Annotated in this window: 17 protein-coding genes; 9 read left to right on the top strand and 8 right to left on the bottom strand. The window is 71.6% G+C overall.

The window, feature by feature from the left end; translation table 11 throughout:
• Positions 1-6: 6 nt before the first annotated feature.
• Positions 7-774 carry a VOC family protein gene (locus ACN27J_RS23010; protein WP_421369430.1) on the bottom strand — a complete coding sequence of 256 codons (768 nt, stop codon included), beginning with the start codon at positions 772-774 and terminating at the stop codon, positions 7-9.
• Between the two features lie 242 nt (positions 775-1,016).
• On the opposite strand from ACN27J_RS23010, the gene ACN27J_RS23015 reads away from it, so the two are divergent.
• The gene (locus tag ACN27J_RS23015) at positions 1,017-2,666 is read left to right on the top strand and encodes an alpha/beta hydrolase (RefSeq protein WP_421369432.1); all 1,650 of its coding nucleotides are present in this window, start codon (positions 1,017-1,019) and stop codon (positions 2,664-2,666) included.
• Between the two features lie 16 nt (positions 2,667-2,682).
• Here the strand turns inward: ACN27J_RS23015 and ACN27J_RS23020 are convergent, their stop codons facing one another.
• Positions 2,683-3,675 (bottom strand): hypothetical protein, encoded by a 993-nt coding sequence (locus ACN27J_RS23020; RefSeq protein WP_421369434.1) that lies wholly within the window; start codon positions 3,673-3,675, stop codon positions 2,683-2,685.
• A gap of 92 nt (positions 3,676-3,767) precedes the next feature.
• A complete protein-coding gene (locus ACN27J_RS23025) occupies positions 3,768-5,981 on the bottom strand; it encodes a HelD family protein (RefSeq protein ID WP_421369436.1) in 2,214 nt (737 codons plus the stop codon).
• Positions 5,982-6,263: 282 nt separating this feature from the next.
• Between ACN27J_RS23025 and ACN27J_RS23030 the strand changes: the two genes are divergently transcribed.
• A complete protein-coding gene (locus ACN27J_RS23030; protein ID WP_421369438.1) occupies positions 6,264-7,136 on the top strand; it encodes a menaquinone biosynthetic enzyme MqnA/MqnD family protein in 873 nt (290 codons plus the stop codon).
• 35 nt (positions 7,137-7,171) lie between these two features.
• Here the strand turns inward: ACN27J_RS23030 and ACN27J_RS23035 are convergent, their stop codons facing one another.
• Both ACN27J_RS23035 and ACN27J_RS23040 read right to left on the bottom strand, forming a co-directional pair.
• The gene (locus tag ACN27J_RS23035) at positions 7,172-8,119 is read right to left on the bottom strand and encodes a hypothetical protein (protein WP_421372390.1); all 948 of its coding nucleotides are present in this window, start codon (positions 8,117-8,119) and stop codon (positions 7,172-7,174) included.
• 94 nt (positions 8,120-8,213) lie between these two features.
• Positions 8,214-9,200 (bottom strand): serine hydrolase, encoded by a 987-nt coding sequence (locus tag ACN27J_RS23040; protein ID WP_421369440.1) that lies wholly within the window; start codon positions 9,198-9,200, stop codon positions 8,214-8,216.
• A 405-nt stretch (positions 9,201-9,605) separates the two neighbouring features.
• Here ACN27J_RS23040 and paaA point away from each other — a divergent pair, with 405 nt between their 5' ends.
• Genes paaA through paaE form a run of 5 tightly spaced genes read left to right on the top strand, consistent with a single transcriptional unit; the run spans position 9,606 to position 13,483 of the window.
• Positions 9,606-10,766 carry a 1,2-phenylacetyl-CoA epoxidase subunit PaaA gene (paaA, locus tag ACN27J_RS23045; RefSeq protein ID WP_421369442.1) on the top strand — a complete coding sequence of 387 codons (1,161 nt, stop codon included), beginning with the start codon at positions 9,606-9,608 and terminating at the stop codon, positions 10,764-10,766.
• A complete protein-coding gene (gene paaB, locus ACN27J_RS23050; RefSeq protein WP_416556513.1) occupies positions 10,763-11,065 on the top strand; it encodes a 1,2-phenylacetyl-CoA epoxidase subunit PaaB in 303 nt (100 codons plus the stop codon). Before paaA ends, paaB begins: the two co-directional genes overlap by 4 nt.
• Complete coding sequence (paaC, locus tag ACN27J_RS23055) at positions 11,062-11,814, top strand: 1,2-phenylacetyl-CoA epoxidase subunit PaaC (RefSeq protein ID WP_421369444.1); 753 nt, start codon at positions 11,062-11,064, stop codon at positions 11,812-11,814. The genes paaB and paaC overlap by 4 nt, the downstream gene beginning before the upstream one ends.
• Positions 11,811-12,359 carry a 1,2-phenylacetyl-CoA epoxidase subunit PaaD gene (paaD, locus tag ACN27J_RS23060; protein ID WP_421369446.1) on the top strand — a complete coding sequence of 183 codons (549 nt, stop codon included), beginning with the start codon at positions 11,811-11,813 and terminating at the stop codon, positions 12,357-12,359. Before paaC ends, paaD begins: the two co-directional genes overlap by 4 nt.
• Positions 12,359-13,483 (top strand): 1,2-phenylacetyl-CoA epoxidase subunit PaaE, encoded by a 1,125-nt coding sequence (paaE, locus tag ACN27J_RS23065; RefSeq protein ID WP_421369448.1) that lies wholly within the window; start codon positions 12,359-12,361, stop codon positions 13,481-13,483. Before paaD ends, paaE begins: the two co-directional genes overlap by 1 nt.
• Before the next feature lie 29 nt (positions 13,484-13,512).
• Here the strand turns inward: paaE and ACN27J_RS23070 are convergent, their stop codons facing one another.
• The 3 genes from ACN27J_RS23070 to ACN27J_RS23080 form a co-directional block, all read right to left on the bottom strand.
• A complete protein-coding gene (locus tag ACN27J_RS23070) occupies positions 13,513-14,040 on the bottom strand; it encodes an adenylate kinase (protein WP_421372392.1) in 528 nt (175 codons plus the stop codon).
• Between the two features lie 124 nt (positions 14,041-14,164).
• Entirely contained in the window at positions 14,165-15,160 is a 996-nt protein-coding gene (locus ACN27J_RS23075; RefSeq protein ID WP_421369450.1) for an endonuclease domain-containing protein, read from the bottom strand.
• Positions 15,132-16,682 carry an ArnT family glycosyltransferase gene (locus ACN27J_RS23080; RefSeq protein WP_421369452.1) on the bottom strand — a complete coding sequence of 517 codons (1,551 nt, stop codon included), beginning with the start codon at positions 16,680-16,682 and terminating at the stop codon, positions 15,132-15,134. The genes ACN27J_RS23075 and ACN27J_RS23080 overlap by 29 nt, the downstream gene beginning before the upstream one ends.
• Before the next feature lie 2 nt (positions 16,683-16,684).
• Here ACN27J_RS23080 and mqnC point away from each other — a divergent pair, with 2 nt between their 5' ends.
• Complete coding sequence (mqnC, locus tag ACN27J_RS23085; RefSeq protein ID WP_421369454.1) at positions 16,685-17,875, top strand: cyclic dehypoxanthinyl futalosine synthase; 1,191 nt, start codon at positions 16,685-16,687, stop codon at positions 17,873-17,875.
• 509 nt (positions 17,876-18,384) lie between these two features.
• The gene (locus ACN27J_RS23090; protein ID WP_421372394.1) at positions 18,385-19,086 is read left to right on the top strand and encodes a demethylmenaquinone methyltransferase; all 702 of its coding nucleotides are present in this window, start codon (positions 18,385-18,387) and stop codon (positions 19,084-19,086) included.
• Positions 19,087-19,239: the final 153 nt, after the last annotated feature.

Genomic DNA, 19,239 nt, shown 5'->3' on the forward strand with positions numbered 1-19,239 from the left:
GAACCGTCAGTCGCCGGCGATCCGGATCACCGAGAAGAAGGCCCCCTGCGGGTCGTTGAGCACGGCGAACCGGCCGTGCGGCAGGTCGGTGGGCGGGACTGAGACGGTGCCGCCGAGCGCGGCGGCGTGCTCGGCGGTGGCATCGCAGTCGTTCACCGCGAAGTACACCATCCAGTGGGCCGGCAGGTCCGCCGGCCAGTCGTCGCCGACCATCGGCATCATCCCGGCGACGGGCTGCTGCTCGACCAGCCATTCGGTGTACATGATCGGCGGGAACGGGGTGTCCCGGGTCTCCCAGTCGAAGACCGCGCCGTAGAACTCCTTCGCGCCCTCCGGGTCGCGGGTGGTCAGCTCGTTCCAGCAGAGTGAGCCGGGCACGTTCGCCAGCTCCGCGCCGGCCATGGACAGCGGCTGCCAGACGGCGAAGCTGGCCCCGGCCGGGTCGGTGAAGACCGCCGCCCGGCCCCGGTCGAGCACGTCGAACGGCGGCATCAGCACGGTGCCGCCGGCCGATTCGACGAGCTTGGCGCTCGCCTGGGCGTCGAGCGTGCCGATGTACGTGGTCCAGGTCGGCGGCTGCCCGTCGGTGGCGACCGAGCCGGCCCCGGCGACCAGTTTGTCGTCCTTGCTGAACAGGGTGTATCCCTCGGCGTCCGGACCGTCGGGCGGCTGCGCGGACCAGCCGAACAGTTCGCCGTAGAACCGGATCGCACCGGGCAGGTCGGAGGTACCGAGGTCGACCCAGGCGGGCACCCCGGCCGCGGCGACGGACATGGCGGATTTCCTCCTGCTGATCGGCTGGGTGGACCCTGCTGACCGAATCCTGGCACCCGGTCGACGACGGTCGGGGGAGATTCGCCGAAGCAATCGCCCGTCGCGCGGAATCATGGCCCGCGCCGAGGGTAACCGTGCGCCGGGCTGATGTTACCGACCGAAGCCAGGCGGGGTGCCGGACACCGGCCGGGACGCGGGACAGCGGCCGGGACGCGGGACAGCGGGGGAGAACGATGGTACGGGTGATCGAGGTGTTGCCGGGCGACATCGACCGGGCGATCAACGACGATCACGTCCTGCTGGACCAGCTTTTCCGGCGGCTGGAGACAGGCCAGGGCGACCGGCGGATCCTGGCAGACCAGGTGGTCTACCGGATCTCCATGCACCTGGCGGCCGAGGAACAGGTCCTCGACCCGGTCTTCGACGAGCCGACGGTGACCAACCGGTTGTCCGTCGACGGCGCGTCAACTGACGGTCCGGCCGGTCGGCGATTGACTGCCGGGTCGGCGGCCGAGCTGGTCCAGCGGGGGCGGGACACCCGTCAGCGGATCAAGGAGGCGGCGGCCGAGATCGACCGGTCCAGACCCGGGAACCTGGACTTCGAAGAAGCGCTCAACCATTTGATCGCCGACGTTCGCCGGCAGGCCGCCGACCAGGAGGGGGTGCTGTTGCCGGCACTGCGGGCCGCGGTCGGTCCGCAGCGGATGGCCGAACTCGGGGCGCAGTTCACCGCCGCCAAGTACCGTGCACCCACCCATCCGCATCCGCAGACACCGAACACCTCCCGCAGCAGTCGGCTGCTGAGCGGCCCGGCCGCGCTGGTCGACCGGCTCCGCGACCGGACCTCGGGGCGGCGTGGCTGGTTCGCCACCGACGCGTCCGGGCTGCTGGAACCGCAATCGCAGGCGCTGCTGGACGCGTTCGCCGCGCTCGGCCCCCGGCCCACCGAGATCCTCGATCCGGCCGAGGCGCGGCGCCAGCCGACCCTGTCCGACGCGGTGGCCCGGATCCGTACCGACCGGGGGGACCTGGCGGAACGGGAGCCGGTCGACTCGGTCTTCGACTTCGCCATCGACGGTCCCGGCGGGGAACTGACCCTGCGGGTCTACCGGCCGACGTCGGCGTCACCGGCCGGCGGCCTGCCGGTGCTGATCTACCTGTACGCGGGTGGGTGGGTGGTGGGCAGCCTGGACACCTACGACGCCACCCCCCGGGCGCTGTGCAACAAGGAACGGTGTCTGGTGGTGGCGGTGGACTACCGGCACGCCCCGGAGCATCCGTTCCCGGCCGCCCACGACGACGTGCTCGCCGCGACCCGCTGGCTGCTGGACAACGCCGGGGAGATCGGCGGTGACCCGGAGCGGATCGCCATCGCCGGCGAGGCCGCTGGCGGCAACATGGCGGTGGCCACCTGCCTGCAGTTGCGCGACGCCGGTCAGCGGCTGCCGCTGCTGCAGGTGCTGATCTACCCGGTGACCAGTGTGACGGTCGACGACGGCTCCGGAGTGGACGCCGCCGACGCGGCACCGCTGAACCGCCCGATGCTGAGCTGGTTCGCCCGGCACGCCTTCCCTCGCCCGGAGATGCTCGACGACCCCCGGGTGGCGTTGCTTGACCTGCCGGTGCAACGGCTCGCCGGTCTGCCGCCGGCGGTGGTGCTGACCGTGGAACGGGATCCGCTGCGCGACCAGGGGCAGGCGTTCGCGCAGCGGCTGCGGGCGGCCGGGGTACCGGTCGAGCACATCCACTACGACGGCGTACCGCACGAGTTCTTCGGGATGGGCGCGGTGCTGGACGTGGCGGAGGCGGCCCAGGACCGGGTGGCGGCGGAGCTGCACACCGTGTTCAACCCGTCCGGCCAGTCGTCGAGCGGCTGGCCGACGGGCCTGTGAGCCCGCGGGACCGGAATCAGCGGTCGGCGAGGTCGGCGACGGTGTTCACCAGACCGGCTGCGGTCTGCGGCTCCCGGGTGGTCAACACGAGGTAGCGCCCACCGGACAGTTGCACCCGGATGCCCGGACCGGATCGGGTGATCAGGGCACGTCCCCGCGTGTCGGGGTGGTAGCGGTAGCCCCAGCCGCCCCATTCGGACACCCGTACCGTCGTCTGGACGGCCCCGACGACCTCCCGCGCCGGCACGCTGATCCGCGGCCACCCGAACGGTCCGAAGCCGATGTGGATGCCCTGCCGGTCGATGGTCAGCCGGTTGACCAGCAGCAGCATCACCAACGCCACGGTGAGCAGCACCGGGCTGGCCACCCAGACGTTGATCCAGACCGCCAGGACCCCGGCGAGCAGCAGCAACGGGACCAGGATCCACAGCCCGGTGCGGGACACCGACGTCTGCTCGGTCCACCCGGCACCGTCGGCCGGCAGCGGCACCCGGGGCAGCTCGGCGGCGGGTCGGCCGTCCGCCGCCGGCCGGGCCGGCGGCGAACCGCACGCCGCGTACGCCAGCACCGTCCAACCGGTCACCCCGACCATCAGCGCGGGAATGTGCCAGCTCGGCGCCGGTGCCCGGGTCGGGTCCAGTACATCGACCGACAGTGCCACGGTGGTCAGCCAGATCCCGGCGACGAACCCGGCGACCGCCGCGCCGATGGTGATCAGCCACCGCCGCAGCTGCCACCGCAGCCCGAGCGGCAGCACCCCGACTGCGGCGAGCACCGCCCCGGCGGCCGCGCCGATCGTGTAGCCGGTCACGCTGTTCGTCAGCGAACTGGTCGCGTCGACCACGTCGGCCGTGTTCCAGTGCATCGGCAGCCGGTCCGGCAGCCGGTGTCGCAGCACCTCGGCGGTCAACGGCACCACGGCGACCGGGAGCACAGCGAGCAGGAAACCGAGCAGCCGCCGGCCGCCGCCACCGGCGCGGTCCTGCCCGGCCGTCCCTCCATCGCTCACCTGGCGATTGTTTCCCAGCTGTCGCCGGGCCAACCTGGAGGGGGCGGGCGGTGTGGCGCGCGCCGTTCTGCTAGTACCGCCGGTCGGTTCTGTCAGTGCCGGTGGTCGGTCCGGGCGTGGTCGGTAAGCGCGGGTGGCAACGGTTCGGCGTGCAGCACCGTCAACCGGGACACCGCCCGGGTCAGCACCACGTACAGCCGGTGCAGCCCACGCGGCTCGGCCGCGACGATACCGGCCGGCTCGACCACCACCACGTGGTCGTACTCCAGCCCTTTCACCTCGGTCGCGGCGACCACCGACACCCGGATCCCGGGGTCGCCGGCGGCTCCGGTGACCTCGACACCGGCGGCGGTCAGCGCCTCGTGCAGGCCGGTCACCGCGGACTCGGCGGCGATCACCCCGACCGAGCCGTCGTGCGTCAGCGCCGCGCGTACCTCGGCCACCGTGGCACCGGTCAGATCGTCGACCGTACGCAGCGACAGCGACCCGTCGCGACGCAGCGACACCGCCGGTGGTACGTCCACTGCGAGCGCCGGCAGCAGCCGGTTGGCCAGCTCGACCACCACCGCCGGCACCCGGAAGCCGACCGTCAGCGGCACCACCGGGGCGTCGGGCCGACCGAGGTGGGTCAGCGTGCGCTGCCAGTCGGTGGCCGCCCACGGGGCGGTGCCCTGCGCCAGGTCGCCGAGCAGGGTGACCGAGCCGTGTTCGCTGCGCCGGGCGATCGCCCGGCACTGCATCGGCGACAGGTCCTGCGCCTCGTCGATCACCACGTGCCCGTACCCGGTCGGCCGGTCGAGCAGCCCGGCGACCTCGTCGATCAGCACCAGGTCGGCCTCGGTCCATCTGGTGGTGCGGACCGACCTGGCCGGCGGCCGCAGCAGCGCCGCCTGTTCGGCCTCGTCGAGCAGACCGGTGGCGGCCGCCGCCAGCCGCTGCGCATCGGTGAGCAGCGTGGACACCACCCCGGTCGGGGTGAGCGCCGGCCAGACCCGGTCCAGCCGGGCGCGCACCGGGGCCACCCGGGCCATCCGCCGCAGCCAGGCGTCGCTCGGTGATTCGGCGCGCCGGGTCTCGGCTTGGCGTTGCAGCAGCGCGACGATCCGGGCCTGCACCCGTTCCCGACCGATCCGGTACGGCGGATCCTCCTCACGGACCGTCCGCACGATGCGGTGCAACGCCTCGACGCCGATCCGCCAGCGGTAGGAGCCGTCCGGCACCACGATCGACTCGTCCGGTTCGCCGAGGTACGTCTCGACGGCGCGGCGCAGCACCTGCGCCATCCTGGGGTCGTGTTTGATCGCGGCGGCGGCCGGGGTGTCCTCGGCCCGTACCGGCACCGAGTCGATCAGGTCGGTGACCGTGCACTGGGCCACCTCGACCTCACCGAGGGCGGGCAGCACGTTGGCGATGTAGGACAGGAACACCCGGTTCGGCCCGACGATCAGCACTCCGGCCTTGCGTAGCCGTTCCCGGTGCGCGTACAGCAGGTAGGCGGCCCGGTGCAGGCCGACCGCGGTCTTGCCGGTGCCGGGCGCGCCCTGCACGCAGATCGACTCGGCCAGCTCGGCCCGGACGAGCTCGTCCTGTTCGGGCTGGATGGTGGCGACGATGTCCCGCATCGGGCCGACCCGGGGGCGCTCGATCTCCGTGGTCAGGATGCGTGAGGCGGTGCCGAGCTCCTCGCCCCGGTCGAGGTGTTCGTCCTCGAAGCTGGTGAGTTCGCCGCCGGCGTAGCCGAACCGGCGGCGGACCCGTACCCGCTGCGGGTCGCGGGCGCTGGCCTGGTAGAAGGCCCGGCTGATCGGCGCCCGCCAGTCGAGGACCAGTGGCTCGCCAGTGTCGTCGGCGACATGCCGGCGGCCGATGTGGTGCCGGCTGATTTGGTGCCGGCCGCTCCGCGGCCCGCCCGGATCGGGCTCATGACCTGGCACGAGGTCGTCGTCAATCTCGTCGAGATCGAGATCGAGATCGAGATCGGGATCGGGATCGGGATCGTCTTCGACGTCGAGCCGGCCGAAGAACAGCGGCGTGTCCGGGTTGTCGGCCAGCTCGGCGACCCGGCGGGCCAGGTGCCGGCCCAGGGTCTCGGCGGTGTACGCGTCCCCGGCGACCCGGTCGCCGGTGCTGAACAGGGCTTCGGCCCGGTTGCGCATCCGGGCGAGGGCGGCGCGGGACGCGGTCAGATGGGCGCGTTCGGAGGCGAGTTCGCCGTCCAAATCGGGTGCGGGGCGGTCGGGTGTGGGGCGGGGGTCGGGTGTGGGGCGGGGGTCGGGTGCGGGGCGGTCGAGGTCGGGTGCGGGCATGCTGACTCCTGGCTGGATCGCCGGCGTGCTCGCTCGCGTGTCCGGAACCGGGTCGGCCGGTGCCCGGCGCGGGGGACGTCCGCTGCGGTGCGACTCACCGCGGCCGTCAAGCGGCCATCGACTTTACCCCTGGCCCGTCGCGGGTCAACCAGATTTCCCCGCTACGTCGGCGCGACGGGGTTGCCGGCCGATCTGCTCGACGGGGTGTCCGGGGGTGCGGGGTGCGCCACAGGCCGGGCCGCCGCCGGGCGTGGCGACCGCCCGACGGCTACCGTGGAGATCATGAGTCACGGTGACGGGGGCGAGGGCGGCGGGCTGCGCCGACCACGGGTCGGGCACATCCAGTTCCTGAACTGCCTGCCCATCTACTGGGGGCTGATGCGCTCCGGCGCGCTGCTCGACGTCGACCTGCACAAGGACTCCCCGGAACGGCTCGGTGCCGCCCTGGTAGCCGGGGACCTGGACATCGGCCCGATCTCGTTGGTCGAGTACCTGCGGCACGCCGACCAGTTCCTGCTACTGCCGGACATCGCGGTAGGTAGCGACGGGCCGGTGCTGTCGGTGAACGTCGTCGCCACCCGGCCACTGGGCGAATTGTCCGGCCGCCCGGTGGCGCTGGGCTCCACCTCACGGACCGGTGTGCTGCTGGCCCGGATGCTGCTGGCCGAGCGGTACGGCGTCGAACCGGACTACTTCACCTGCCCGCCGGACGTCACCCAGATGCTGCTGGAGGCCGACGCCGCCGTGCTGATCGGCGACGTCGCGTTGCGGGCCCACCACGAGGCGCCGGAGCGCGGTCTGGCCGTCACCGATCTGGGGCAGGCGTGGCGGGACTGGACCGGGCTGCCGATGGTCTTCGCCGTCTGGGCGGTCCGCCGTGACTTCGCCGCTGCCCACCCAGGCCAGGTCAAGGAGGTCCACCAGGCGTTCCTGCGGTCGCGTGACCTGTGCCTCGCCGAGCTCGACGAGGTGGCGCGGTCCGCCGCTCGGTGGGAGCCGTTCGACGCGCCGACCCTGGCGTCGTACTTCCGGGCGTTGGACTTTTCGCTCGGCGACCGGCAGGTGGCCGGGCTGCGGGAGTTCGCCCGGCGGGCGGCCCGGTCGGGTGCCGCCCCGGCGTTGCCGCCGGCCGGTCCAGAGTTCTTCCTGCCCTGACCGCTTGCTCTCTGCCCTGACCGGGCCCCGACGGTTCAGTGCCCGACCGAGGCGGTCATCGCTGCCCGCAGCTGCTCGGTCACCGCGCGGCAGATCTGCCCGCCGTACGTGAACGGCCGGTCGGCCGGGAACCGGGTCATCACCCCAATGGTCCACCCGTCGCCGATCGCCAGGCAGTTGACGTGCCACTCCTGCTCATCGTCGCGGATCACCCAGCCGTTCTTGATGGCGATCCCGTCGGCGTCGTCTGTCGGGAACGCCTCGATCACCCCGAAATCGCCTGGACTGCGTACGCTGCGCATCTCGGTCAGCAGCCAGTCGGTCCACTCGGCGCCGGCCGCCCGGCCGTCGACGATGCACGCCCCGATCCGGGCCACGTCGCGGGGGGAGAGCCGGGTGGTGCTCCACCGGTTCTCGGTCGAGCTGCGGCTGTCGGTGAGCCCGCAGATCCGGATCATCCGCTCGGTCGCGGCGGTTCGGCCGATCTCCTGCCACAGCTCCTCAGCGACCTGGTTGTCACTGTCCCTGATCATGATTTCGAGCTGCCGCATCCGGAAGTCGCTCGGCGACCGGCCCGCCTCGGCCGAGGTACGCAGGTAGTCGGCCGCGATCCACGCCTTGATCAGCGACGCCGTGGTACTGGTCTCGGCCAGGTTGGCCGATCCGTGGATCTCTCCGGTCCGCTGGTCGAGCATCGCCCACGACCACCAGCCGTCGATGCCGTCCAGCCGTACCGTGGTCGGCGCGATGGCCAGCGGTGACAGCGTCGGGTCGGGCTCCGGAGTCGGGCTCTCGCTCGGGCCGACCGTCAAGGTTGACGCCGGCTGACGCCAGCGGGACTGCTGGTCGCTCGGCTCGTCGTCGGCGGCGGCCAACGGCGCGTCGGGAACCAGCCGCAACCCGGCGATACCGGCGACGCCCAGAGCGACGACACCGATCACGATCAGCGGGGTACGCCACCCGGCCCGGGAGTGGCGGGCCACGCCGCCAACTTGCCCGGTCACCAGCCGACCAGGTCGGCTGGTGAACAACCGGCGCAGCCGGCGGGTCGACGGAATCCAGGAGGTGGGTGGCATGTCACCCGGCCGGTGTCGCCGGGGGCGGCAGCTCGGCGGGCAGCTGGATGGCGGCGCCGACGTGTGGGGTGACGAGTTGCCGGGTTACCTCGCGGCAGATGCCCGACCCGTACTCGAGGCCGTAGCGGCCCGGGTACCGGGTCATCACCGCCAGCACCCAGTCGTCGTGTACGGCCAGGCAGTTGAGATGCCACAGGCCGTCCGCCCAGATCAGCGTCCAACCGTTCTTGATGCCGACCGGCGACTCCCGCAGCAGGCTCTCCGGCAGGCCGTCGATGATGCCCCAGCGGCCCCCGCCGGAGGCGGTCTCCTGCTCGGACGCGGCGGTTCCGCCCCGTACCTGGGACATCTCGTCGAGCACCCAGTCGGTCCAAAAAGGGCCGGCGGCGGTGCCGTTCTTGACGCACTCGCCCATGAGCACGGCGTCGCGGGCGGACATCTGGGTGTAGCTCCACCAGACGTGGTCCTCCTTCGGCGGTACGACCATCCGGGTCTGCTGCAGGCCGCACATCTTGATCATCCGGGCGAGGACCTCGTCGCCACCGGCCTCGTAGTACAGCCGGTCGGTGGCCCGGTCGTCGCTGTCGCGGATGGCCAGGCTGGCCTGCTGCAGAACCTCGGGCTTGGGCTCGGCGTCGTCGAGTCTCCGCAGGTAGTCAGCGACGATCCAGATCTTGATCATCGATTCGGTGGAGCTGGTCTCGGTCATGTTGGCCGAGCCGCCGATCTCGCCGCTGTCGCGGTCCAGCAGCGCCCAGGTCATGAAACCGTCGACCGGGACCGAGACCGGTACGGCCCGCAACGTCGGAACGGCCGGCGGCTCGGGGGACTCGGCCATGGCGAGGGCCGGATCGGTCAGCTCGACGGCGGACCGGTTGGCGTCCGGCCCGGGCCCGCCGACGAACCGGGCCGAGGCGGTGGGGACCACCAGAACGGCACCGACCACCAGGGCTGCCAGCACGACAGTGAGTGTCACGCGTGAACTCATGGAAGGCGGCTCCGGGGAGTGAATCGGTGATTTCAGCTCGTCGGTGCTCTGGCGGGTTACGTCGGTGAGGGAAGGTCCTCGTACCGGGTGTTTCTGGAGGTGCGGGTTTTTCCGACAAATGTGGGTCAGGTGGGCCGGTGCGCGCCTCGACGCCGCCGCGCCATTGGGCAGTTTACGGGGCGAATCTCGGAGTGCCAGCCCTCGCGCGCCGGAGATCTCAGGGGATGAGTGACGAATACACCTGATTCGTCCGGTTAGCTGAGTATTTTCAGGATAATAAGTGGATAAAAGTCATGTTTGCGGGGGCACATCCGGTCACTCGTTGTGCCGGCCCAATCTCTGGCGATGAAGATTTTTCGAGTGCTGTTACAGGGCTTGGCTGCGACTGGGGTTTCTTGTAACACTATGTCGGTGGACGGTGACGACGCCCAGACGGTGAGTGGCGCCAGCAGTGGGATTCTCGACGAGGTCGAGGCCGCCGAAGCTGCCCTGCGCGACGCGGCGCTGCGCGGCCGGATCCCCGGTCCACGGGCCGCCGACGATCCGACCTGTCCCGACAAACCGGGCGATCCCGACCGGGACTTCATCGAGATGATCGACGCCGACCAGAAGATCGAGCCGCGCGACTGGATGCCGGACGGCTACCGGCGCACACTGATCCGGCAGATCGCGCAACACGCGCACTCCGAGATCATCGGCATGCAGCCTGAGGGCAACTGGCTGACCCGGGCGCCCAGCCTGCACCGCAAGGCGATCCTGCTGGCAAAGGTCCAGGACGAGGTCGGCCACGGGCTGTACCTGTACGCCGCGGCGGAGACCCTCGGCATCAGTCGGGAAGAGTTGGTCGACCTGCTGCTCGCCGGCCGGCAGAAATACAGCTCCATCTTCAACTACCCCACGCTGACCTGGGCAGACGTCGGCGCGATCGGTTGGCTGGTGGACGGCGCGGCGATCATCAACCAGGTCCCGCTGTGCCGATGTTCATACGGCCCGTACGCCCGCGCCATGATCCGCATCTGCAAGGAGGAGTCGTTCCACCAGCGGCAGGGCTACGAGATCCTGCACACCCTCGCGCACGGCACCCCGGCTCAGCATCAGATGGCCCAGGACGCGGTGGACCGCTGGTGGTACCCGTCGCTGGCGATGTTCGGGCCGCCGGACGCCGACTCGACCCATTCGGGCCAGTCGATGCGCTGGAAGATCAAGCGGTTCTCCAACGACGAGCTGCGCCAACGCTTCGTGGACATGTGCGTCCAGCAGGTCGGCCCGCTCGGGCTCACCCTGCCCGATCCCGAACTACGGTGGAACGAGCAGCGTCAGGCGTACGACTTCACCCCGCCGGACTACGACGAACTGCTCCGGGTGATCCGCGGCGACGGGCCGTGCAACCGGCAGCGGCTCGCCCACCGGCGGGCCGCGCACGCCGCCGGCGGCTGGGTCCGCGAGGCGGCCCGGGCGTACGCGGAGAAGCAGGCCGGCCGGCGGAAAGCCGGCGTCGCGGCGGCCGGAGCCGGCGTCGCGGCGGCCGGAGTGGGCGCTCCGCCGGTCGGAGTGGGTGCCGGATGAGCGGCGAACCGGCCCGGACCCCGCCCACCCCGCTGTGGGAGGTCTTCATCCGGTCCCGGCGCGGGCTTGCCCACACCCACGTCGGCAGCCTGCACGCGCCGGACGCGACGCTCGCCCTGCGGCACGCCCGCGACCTGTACACCCGCCGGCAGGAAGGCGTCTCGATCTGGGTGGTACCGGCGGAGTCGATCACCGCGTCCAGCCCCGACGAGAAGGACGCCTTCTTCGACCCGGCGGCCGACAAGGTCTACCGGCACCCGACCTTCTACCAGGTGCCGGACGGAGCGCGGCACCTGTGACCACGACACCCCCCGACCAGCTGCTCTGCTGGGCCGACGATGCGTTGATCACCGCTCAGCGGCTGGCCGCCTGGTGCGCCCGCGCCCCCGAGCTGGAGGAGGATGTCGCGCTCACCAACATCGCGCTCGACCAGCTCGGCGTGGCCCGGCTGCTGCTGTCGTACGCCGCCGAGCAGCTCACCCCCGATGCGGTGCCGGCCGCGCCGGCCGACCAGCCGGTCACCGAGGACACCCTGGCGTTTCTCCGCTCCGACCAGGAGTTTCGCAACTGCCTGCTGGTGGAGCTGCCGGACGACGACTACGCGGTGACCATCGGCAAGCTGCTGTTCCTCGCCGCGTACCAGGTCCGGCTCTACGCCGTGCTGAGCGCCGGCACCGACCAGCGGCTCGCCGCGATCGCCGGCAAGGCGGCCAAGGAGTCCGCCTACCACCTCGACCACGCGCGGCTGTGGACCCTGCGGCTCGGCGACGGCACCGAGGAGTCGCACCGCCGCATGCAGCACGCGGTCGACGAACTCTGGCCGTACACCTATGAGCTGGTCGCCCCGGTGCCCGGCAGCGGCCTGGCCGACCTGCGGTCCGACTGGCTCGCCACGGTCGGTCCCATCCTTGCCGAAGCGACCCTGGCCGCGCCTGGTGGCGGCTGGCGGCCCGGCGGCGGTCGGCTGGGCCGGCACACCGAACACCTGTCGTACCTGCTGGCCGAGATGCAGGTGGTGCACCGGGCCCACCCGGGTGCGCGATGGTGACCGGAAGCCCCGCAACCGCCGGCGGGGCCAGCTCGGCTACCGGCGTCGACAGCTCGGCCGCTGGCGGGGCCGGGTCGGCAGCCCGGGCGGCGGTCGAAGCCGTCGTCGACCCGGAGATCCGCGTACTCACCATCGCCGAGCTCGGCATCCTCCGCGCCGTCGAGGTCACCGAGGCCACCGGCGCGGTCCGGGTGACGATCACTCCCACCTACAGCGGGTGCCCGGCGATGGAGCTGATCCGGGCCGAGATCCGGGCGGCGCTGCACCGGTCCGGCTTCACCGACGTCGCGGTCGTCACCGAACTGGCGCCCGCGTGGAGCACCGACTGGATCACCGAGGCGGGCCGGCACAAGCTCGCCGCCGTCGGGATCGTCCCACCTGCGCCGGCCGCCACCGGTCCAGTGCCGGTCCCGTTGGCCGTACGCTGCCCGGCCTGCGGCTCACCGCGCACCGAGCAGCTGAGCCGATTTGGTGCCACGGCCTGCAAGGCGCTGTGGCGGTGTCAGGACTGCACCGAGCCGTTCGAGCAGATGAAGGCGTTCTGATGGCGGTGACGATCAGCCGACCGGCGCGACGGCGTCCGGTGTTCCACCCGCTGGCGGTCGCCAGCGTCGATCAGCTCACCGCCGACGCTGTGGCGGTTACCTTCGCCGTACCGCCCGAGCTGCGTGACGCGTACCGGTTCCGGGCCGGACAGCATCTGACCGTACGGCTGGTCGAGCCGGCCGGTGGCCCGGAGATCCGCCGTTCGTACTCCATCTGCTCGACCCCGGCGGAGCTTGCCGACCACGGCCGGCTGCGGATCGGCGTGCGGCACGTCGCCGGTGGCGCCTTCTCCGGGTACGCGGTGCGCCAACTCGCCGCCGGGGCCACCGTGGAGGTGATGCCGCCGCTCGGGCATTTCACCACCGGGTTCAAACCGGGCCGCAGCCGGTACTACGGCGCGCTGGCCGCCGGCTCCGGCATCACCCCGGTGCTGTCCCTGCTCGCCACCGGGCTGGCCACCGAGCCGGACAGTCGGTTCAGTCTGATCTTCGGCAACCGGTCCGCGCACACCGTGATGTTCGCCGACGAGATCGCCGACCTGAAGGACCGGTACCCGGACCGGCTGCAGGTGGTGCACGTGCTGACCCGGGAGACGCAGGACGCGGAGCTGCTCACCGGGCGGATCGACGCCGCCCGGTTCGACCGGCTGCTCGACACCGTGGTGCCGGGCGATCAAGTAGACGAATGGTTTCTCTGCGGACCATATGGGCTGGTCATGGCGGCCCGGCAGGTGCTCGCCGAGCGGGGCGTGCCGGATGGTGCCGTACACAGCGAACTCTTCCACGCCGGGGACGCCGCATCGGCCGGGGACACCGCACCGGCCGGGGGCGCCGGCGCGGAGACGGCCGGCACCGAGGTGACCGTACTGCTCGACGGGCGGGCGTCGACGGTGCGGACGCGGCCGGGGGAGCGGGTGCTCGACGCGGCCCTGCGGGTCCGGTCCGAGCTGCCGTACGCCTGCAAGGGCGGGGTCTGCTCCACCTGCCGGGCGAAGATCGTCGACGGCGCGGTGACGATGGCCCGCAACTACGCCCTGGAGCCGGACGAGGTGGCCGCCGGTTATGTGCTGACCTGCCAGTCCACGCCAACCACGCCGACGCTCACCGCCGACTACGACGCCTGACGTCGCTGGCCACGACGGCTGTCGGGGCGTCACGGGGATGATCGTCGATCGAGCTGGTCGAGCAGTTGGCGGGCCTGCGCGTGGGAGGTGAGTCGGATGAACCGCAACCGGCTCCATCGGGGGTCGACCGAAGCCTCCTGCAGCCGGCTGCGGTAACGGGCGTGCTGTTGCCAGGCCCAGACGATGATCGATTCCTCCGGATCAAGGCTGAACACGTTTGACCAGCGTTCCCGGTTGCCGTTCCACAGTTCCACCCGGCGCGCCGCGCGGCGTACCGTGCGTCGGACGATCTGCTGCATCACCTGCCGGCGCGGCAGGTCGAACCAGATCACCGTGTCGGCTCGCCGCCAGATCGGGTCGCGCACCGTCGAGTAGTTGCCGTCCGCCACCCAGCCGTCGCCGGAGACAACCGCCGTCACCCGTTCCCGGAACTCCGGTTCCGGCGTCGGCTGCCAGTCCTGCTGGTGGAACAGGGCGTCCAACTCGACGTGCGGCACGCCGAGCCGTACGGCCAACTCGGCGGCCAGGGTCGACTTGCCCGACCCCGGCGCCCCCATCACCGACACCCGTCGCACCTCGCTGCCCCTTTCTTTCGTGCTGCCTGTCCTGTCGTGCTGCCCCTGCCTACCGTTCGAGTTGAAGGTCAGATACCTCAAAGTGCTGACGAAAGGTGCCTGGCCTTCAACTCGTGGCCCGCTCGGCGATCGCCTGCCGAACATCCCGCACGACTTGTCCACTTTGCCGGAGTACGTCGTCGGCGGTGAACCGCAGCACCAGCCAGCCGGCCGCCCGCAGCGCGTTGTAGCGGGCCACATCCCGGCGGAACGTCGTACGCTCCCGGTGGTGGTCGCCCTCGTACTCGATGGCGATCCGCCAGCGCGGGTAGGCGAGATCGACGCGGGCCAGGAAACGTCCGCGTGTCCCGTGCCGTCCCGCCGACGGCGGCGCGCCTAGGGTCGCCGAGGTCGCCGAAGCCGCTAATGTCGCCGAGGCCGCTGAGGCGTGCGGCAGTGTCCGTACCTCGTGTTGCGGGACCGGACGGGGCAGGCCGGCATCATGCAGCAACAGCCGCAGCCGGGACTCCATCGGCGACTCGCTCAGCGGCTCGGCCAAGGCGACGAGTTCCCGCAACTGTGCCGTGCCGCGTCGGCCCGGGTGGGCGTCGAGGTAGCGGACGAGTGCCTCGCGGCGGAACGACCGATGACGCAGCAGCGCGTCGAGTGCGGCGAGCGCGTCGGCGCGGGGCAGCATGCGCCCCAGGTCGAAGCCGGTACGCACCTCAATGGTCAGCGGTATCCCGCCGAACAGGGTGGTGATGTCGGCCGGCTCGAGCGCGTGATGGGTGACCGCGACACGGGGGTGGCGCCACAGCCGCGCCGTCGGTGGCAGATCGACGTGCACCGGGCTGTCGCGGGGCAGCAGGTCGACACCCCACAGATACGCGGCGCTCAGCCCTCGGACCGCCCCGCCGGGCGGCAGTTTCAGCGCCACCGCCTCGCACCACATTCGGTGGTCGTCGGCGTCGAAGACGGCTGCGTGCACGTACACGTCGGGTAGCACACGGCGCCACGTCCGGCCGGCGAGCATCCGCCGGGTGAGTAGTCCGGCGGCCACTGCGCGGGTGCCGGAGAACGGGCCGATACTCAGCTCACGCGGGATCCGCCGGGCGCGGGGCATCGCCAGAGTCTGCCCGGCCGGCTGGTCGGCCCGCCGCCCCGTCGGTGTCTCGCGTCGCAGATCCGACTGTCCCCTGCGGTCCGACCGTCTCCGGCCGGGTGGGCGCGTCGCGGTGGATCAGCCCCTGGACGGCCAGGGTCGCGGCCGCCGCCGCCAGCGGCAGGGCCGGCAGCGCGTACCGGGGCTCGTACATGCCGATCGCCACGGTGAACACGGCCAACCCGGGGCCGGCGACCACCAGCAGTACGGTGTCGAGCCGGATCCAGCCGGCGACCCGCCGCCCGGCGGCCAGCGCCGCGACGGTCAGCAGCACCGCCAACGACATCACCACCGGGATGCCCCGGGTCCAGCGGCCGTACTGGTGCAGCGTCCGGGTCAGCGGGGTGGCCGGGTCCGCGACGACCGGCTCGGCGACCGCCGCCTGAAACCCGCTGGACGCCTGGGCCGGCGGACAGTTCTGCTCGACCCGCACGTCGGCGGAGCGGAACCGGACCGGCGGCACCAAGCGCTGCCGCAGGCACTCGTTCATCGGCCCTAGGTACAGGCCGGGGACGAAGTGTGCGGCGCTCTCCCGGCCGACCGTCGCGAAGTAGTCGCCGGGCTGCTGGCTGATCACCGACCGGGAGAAGCTGGTCAGCACCCGGGCGCCCTCCGGGGTGTAGACCCAGTCGCCGAGTCGGGCCGGCCGCCGCCAGAAGAACGCGTCGGCCCGGTCCCAACGCTGGTCCGGCGGCTGGTCCGGGCAGGCGATCCGCTCCTCGTCGGTCAGTTCGATGCGGTCGCAGTCAGCGATCATCGCGGCCCGGCCGTACAGGGCGGTGCCGCTCTGCGCGCTGTAGACGCTCTGCCGGTCGCCGATCCAGACCATCACCATGATGTACGGCACACCGAAGGCGAGCAGATAGCCGAGCACCGGCCGCCAGCCGACTCGGCGTACCACCAGGTAGCCGGCGAGTAGCAGGGCGACCGGCAGCGCGGTGGGTTTGGTCACCCAGGCGACGGCGATCAGCCCGCCGGATACGACGGCCGCCACCGGACCGGGGCGGGGCGACCAGAGCAGCGCCCCGACGGCGGTGGCGAACAGCACCATGAACATCAGGTCGGGCAGCAGATAGTGCCCCATGGTGAGGACCAGGGAGTCGAAGATCAGCGGTACGGCGGCCAGGGTGGCCAGCCAGCGGACCACGCCCCGGCGCAGCAGCAGGGCGTACAGGCCGACGGCGAGCAGCAGGCTGAGCAGATGCTGGACGGCCGCGACGGCGGCGAGTGTCCGGGTCTGCTGTAGCGCGGACAGCAGCAGCACGTAGCCGATCGGCCGGTTCGGGTGCGGCTCCAGTGGCTGCTGCAGCATCAGCAGGTACTCGCCGCTGTCGCCGTGGAACCAGAACGCCGGCTGATACGCGACCAGGTAGGCGATCCGCAGTCCGAGACCGGCGGCGAGCAGGATCACCAGAGGCAGGTGGCGGCGCAGTGGCGTCATCCGGTCGCTCTGCCCCTCCCTCGACATGGCAGTACGCTTCATGCGTGACTACCAGCCGGGAGATCGACAGCATCCTGCAGCGTGGCGCCGACGGTGGGCGGATCTCCGCCGAGGAGGCGCTGCTGATCTACACCGAAGCGCCGTTCCACGCCCTCGGCGAGGCCGCGGACGCGGTGCGCCGTCGCCGGTACCCGGACAACGTCGTGACCTATCTGATCGATCGCAACATCAATTACACCAACGTCTGCGTCACCGCGTGTCGTTTCTGCGCTTTCTACCGGGCGCCCAAGCACGCCGAGGGCTGGGCCCACCCGATCGAGGAGATTCTGCGTCGTTGCGGCGAGGCGGTCGAGCTGGGCGCTACCCAGGTGATGCTGCAGGGTGGCCACCACCCCGATTTCGGGGTGGAGTACTACGAGCAGCTGTTCGGCGCGGTCAAGGCGGCGTACCCCCGGTTGGTGATCCACTCGATCGGGCCGAGCGAGATCCTGCACATGGCGAAGGTGTCCGACGTCTCGCTGGACGAGGCGATCACCCGGATCAAGGCCGCCGGGCTGGATTCGATCGCCGGCGCCGGCGCCGAGATGCTGCCGGACCGACCCCGCCGGGCGATCGCTCCACTCAAGGAGTCCGGGGCGCGCTGGCTGGAGGTCATGGAGCTGGCGCACCGGCACGGCATCGAGTCGACCGCCACGATGATGATGGGCACCGGGGAGACCAACGCGGAGCGGATCGAGCATCTGCGGATGATCCGGGACGTCCAGGACCGGACCGGTGGTTTCCGGGCGTTCATTCCTTGGACCTATCAGCCGGAGAACAACCATCTCAAGGGCCGCACCCAGGCGACGACCCTGGAGTACCTGCGGATGATCGCGGTCTCCCGGCTCTTCTTCGACCAGGTGGCGCATCTGCAGGCGTCCTGGCTGACCACCGGCAAGGACGTCGGGCAGTTGGCGCTGCACATGGGGGTCGACGATCTCGGTTCGATCATGCTGGAGGAGAACGTGATCTCCTCGGCCGGTGCCCGGCACCGGTCGAACCTGCACGAGCTGATCTGGATGATCCGTTCGGCGGGCCGGATCCCCGCCCAGCGGGACACCGAGTACCACCACCTCGCTGTGCACCGTGATCCGGCGGACGACCCGACCGACGAGCGGGTGGTGTCGCACTTCTCGTCGATCGCGTTGCCCAATGGCGGGGCCCGCCGCGATCTGCCGCTGGTTGACGCGCGCTGACTGACTGGACGTGCACTGACCGGTTGGATGCCCATTGACCGACCGGACCTGCACTGACCGGCCCGGATTCGTCCGATCGGATGGCTGGTGAGGCCGACCAGTCAGCCCTTCTCGACCGGCGGGTGGGCCGGTGGTCGGCCGGTCGTGGCGGGCAGCGCTGTCGATGCGGCGAGGTGGCGCGAACCTTAGGACAAGGGGCCATAACGTGTTGATCACGAGGGGCGCGAAGCTTCCCGTCGGCCGCTAACGTCCTCGTCAACAACGTTCCGGCAGCCGCCCGCGCCGCGACGCCGTCCCCCTGGTCGTCGCAGGTCACGTCCCCTAATGGCGGTGGTCGCCGGAGCCGTACTCCAGCGGTCCGAGGGGGCCGTCCACATAACGCACGGCATTACGGGCGAGGTGGTTCAACCCACCTCGCCCGTAGTGTATGTGGCCTCGGTCACCCGCGCCGCCGGCCCCGCGCCGCAGGTCGGGACGGGTGCCTGGCAAAGTGGTCGGGCGTGACTGACATCCCGCCGCCGGTCCGCGCCGGCCTGGACAAGCAGCCGGCCGAGGTCGCCGCGATGTTCGACGGCGTGGCCGGCCGGTACGACCTGACCAACACGGTGATCTCCTTCGGCCAGGACCGACGGTGGCGCCGGGCCACCCGGGCGGCGCTCGACCTGCTCCCCGGCGACCGGGTGCTCGACGTCGGCGCCGGCACCGGGGTCTCCACCGCCGAACTCGGCCGGGGTGGGGTGTGGGCGGTCGGCTCGGACATCTCGCTCGGCATGCTGCGGGCCGGCCGCCGGGCCCGTCCGCAGGTGCCACTGCTCGCCGGGGACGCCCTGGCGTTGCCGTTCCGGGACGCCACCTTCGACGCGGTGACGATCTCGTTCGCGCTGCGCAACGTGGTCGACACCGACGCCGCGTTGGCCGAGCTGGCCCGGGTGACCCGGCCCGGCGGACGGCTGGTGGTGTGCGAGTTCAGTCAGCCGACCAGTCCCGCCTTCCGGACGCTCTACCTGTCCTATCTGATGCGGTCGTTGCCGGCGGTGGCCCGTGCGGTGGCGAGCAACCCGGACGCGTACGTCTATCTGGCCGAGTCCATCCGGCAGTGGCCGGACCAGGCGGCGCTCGCCGGGCGGATCACGGCGGCGGGGTGGCGGTCGGCGCAGTGGCGCAATCTCACCGGTGGCATCGTGGCGCTGCACCGCGCCACCCGGCGGTAGCGCCGTGCCACCTGGAAGTAGCGCCGTGCTGCCGTACGCCGGATCCGGGTGCTCGGGCGACGGGTCGGTCACTCCTCGGTGTCCGTCGATGGGTGATTTCGGGTCGTCGGTCACCCGCCGAGGTCGCTACCTCGCAGGGTTAGGGTCGCCTAA

Origin of the sequence: Solwaraspora sp. WMMB762 (assembly GCF_049179115.1) — a bacterium.
Classification (GTDB): domain Bacteria; phylum Actinomycetota; class Actinomycetes; order Mycobacteriales; family Micromonosporaceae; genus Micromonospora_E.

Excerpts from the sequence above, each read along its gene's own strand:
- ACN27J_RS23025 (WP_421369436.1), bottom strand. The coding sequence starts at position 5,981 with ATGCCCGCACCCGACCTCGACCGCCCCGCACCCGACCCCCGCCCCACA.
- ACN27J_RS23070 (WP_421372392.1), bottom strand. The coding sequence starts at position 14,040 with ATGGGGGCGCCGGGGTCGGGCAAGTCGACCCTGGCCGCCGAGTTGGCC.
- ACN27J_RS23080 (WP_421369452.1), bottom strand. The coding sequence starts at position 16,682 with ATGAAGCGTACTGCCATGTCGAGGGAGGGGCAGAGCGACCGGATGACG.
- ACN27J_RS23075 (WP_421369450.1), bottom strand. The coding sequence starts at position 15,160 with ATGCCCCGCGCCCGGCGGATCCCGCGTGAGCTGAGTATCGGCCCGTTC.
- paaE (WP_421369448.1), top strand. The coding sequence starts at position 12,359 with ATGGCGGTGACGATCAGCCGACCGGCGCGACGGCGTCCGGTGTTCCAC.
- paaB (WP_416556513.1), top strand. The coding sequence starts at position 10,763 with ATGAGCGGCGAACCGGCCCGGACCCCGCCCACCCCGCTGTGGGAGGTC.
- paaA (WP_421369442.1), top strand. The coding sequence starts at position 9,606 with ATGTCGGTGGACGGTGACGACGCCCAGACGGTGAGTGGCGCCAGCAGT.
- ACN27J_RS23010 (WP_421369430.1), bottom strand. The coding sequence starts at position 774 with ATGTCCGTCGCCGCGGCCGGGGTGCCCGCCTGGGTCGACCTCGGTACC.
- ACN27J_RS23040 (WP_421369440.1), bottom strand. The coding sequence starts at position 9,200 with ATGAGTTCACGCGTGACACTCACTGTCGTGCTGGCAGCCCTGGTGGTC.
- ACN27J_RS23030 (WP_421369438.1), top strand. The coding sequence starts at position 6,264 with ATGAGTCACGGTGACGGGGGCGAGGGCGGCGGGCTGCGCCGACCACGG.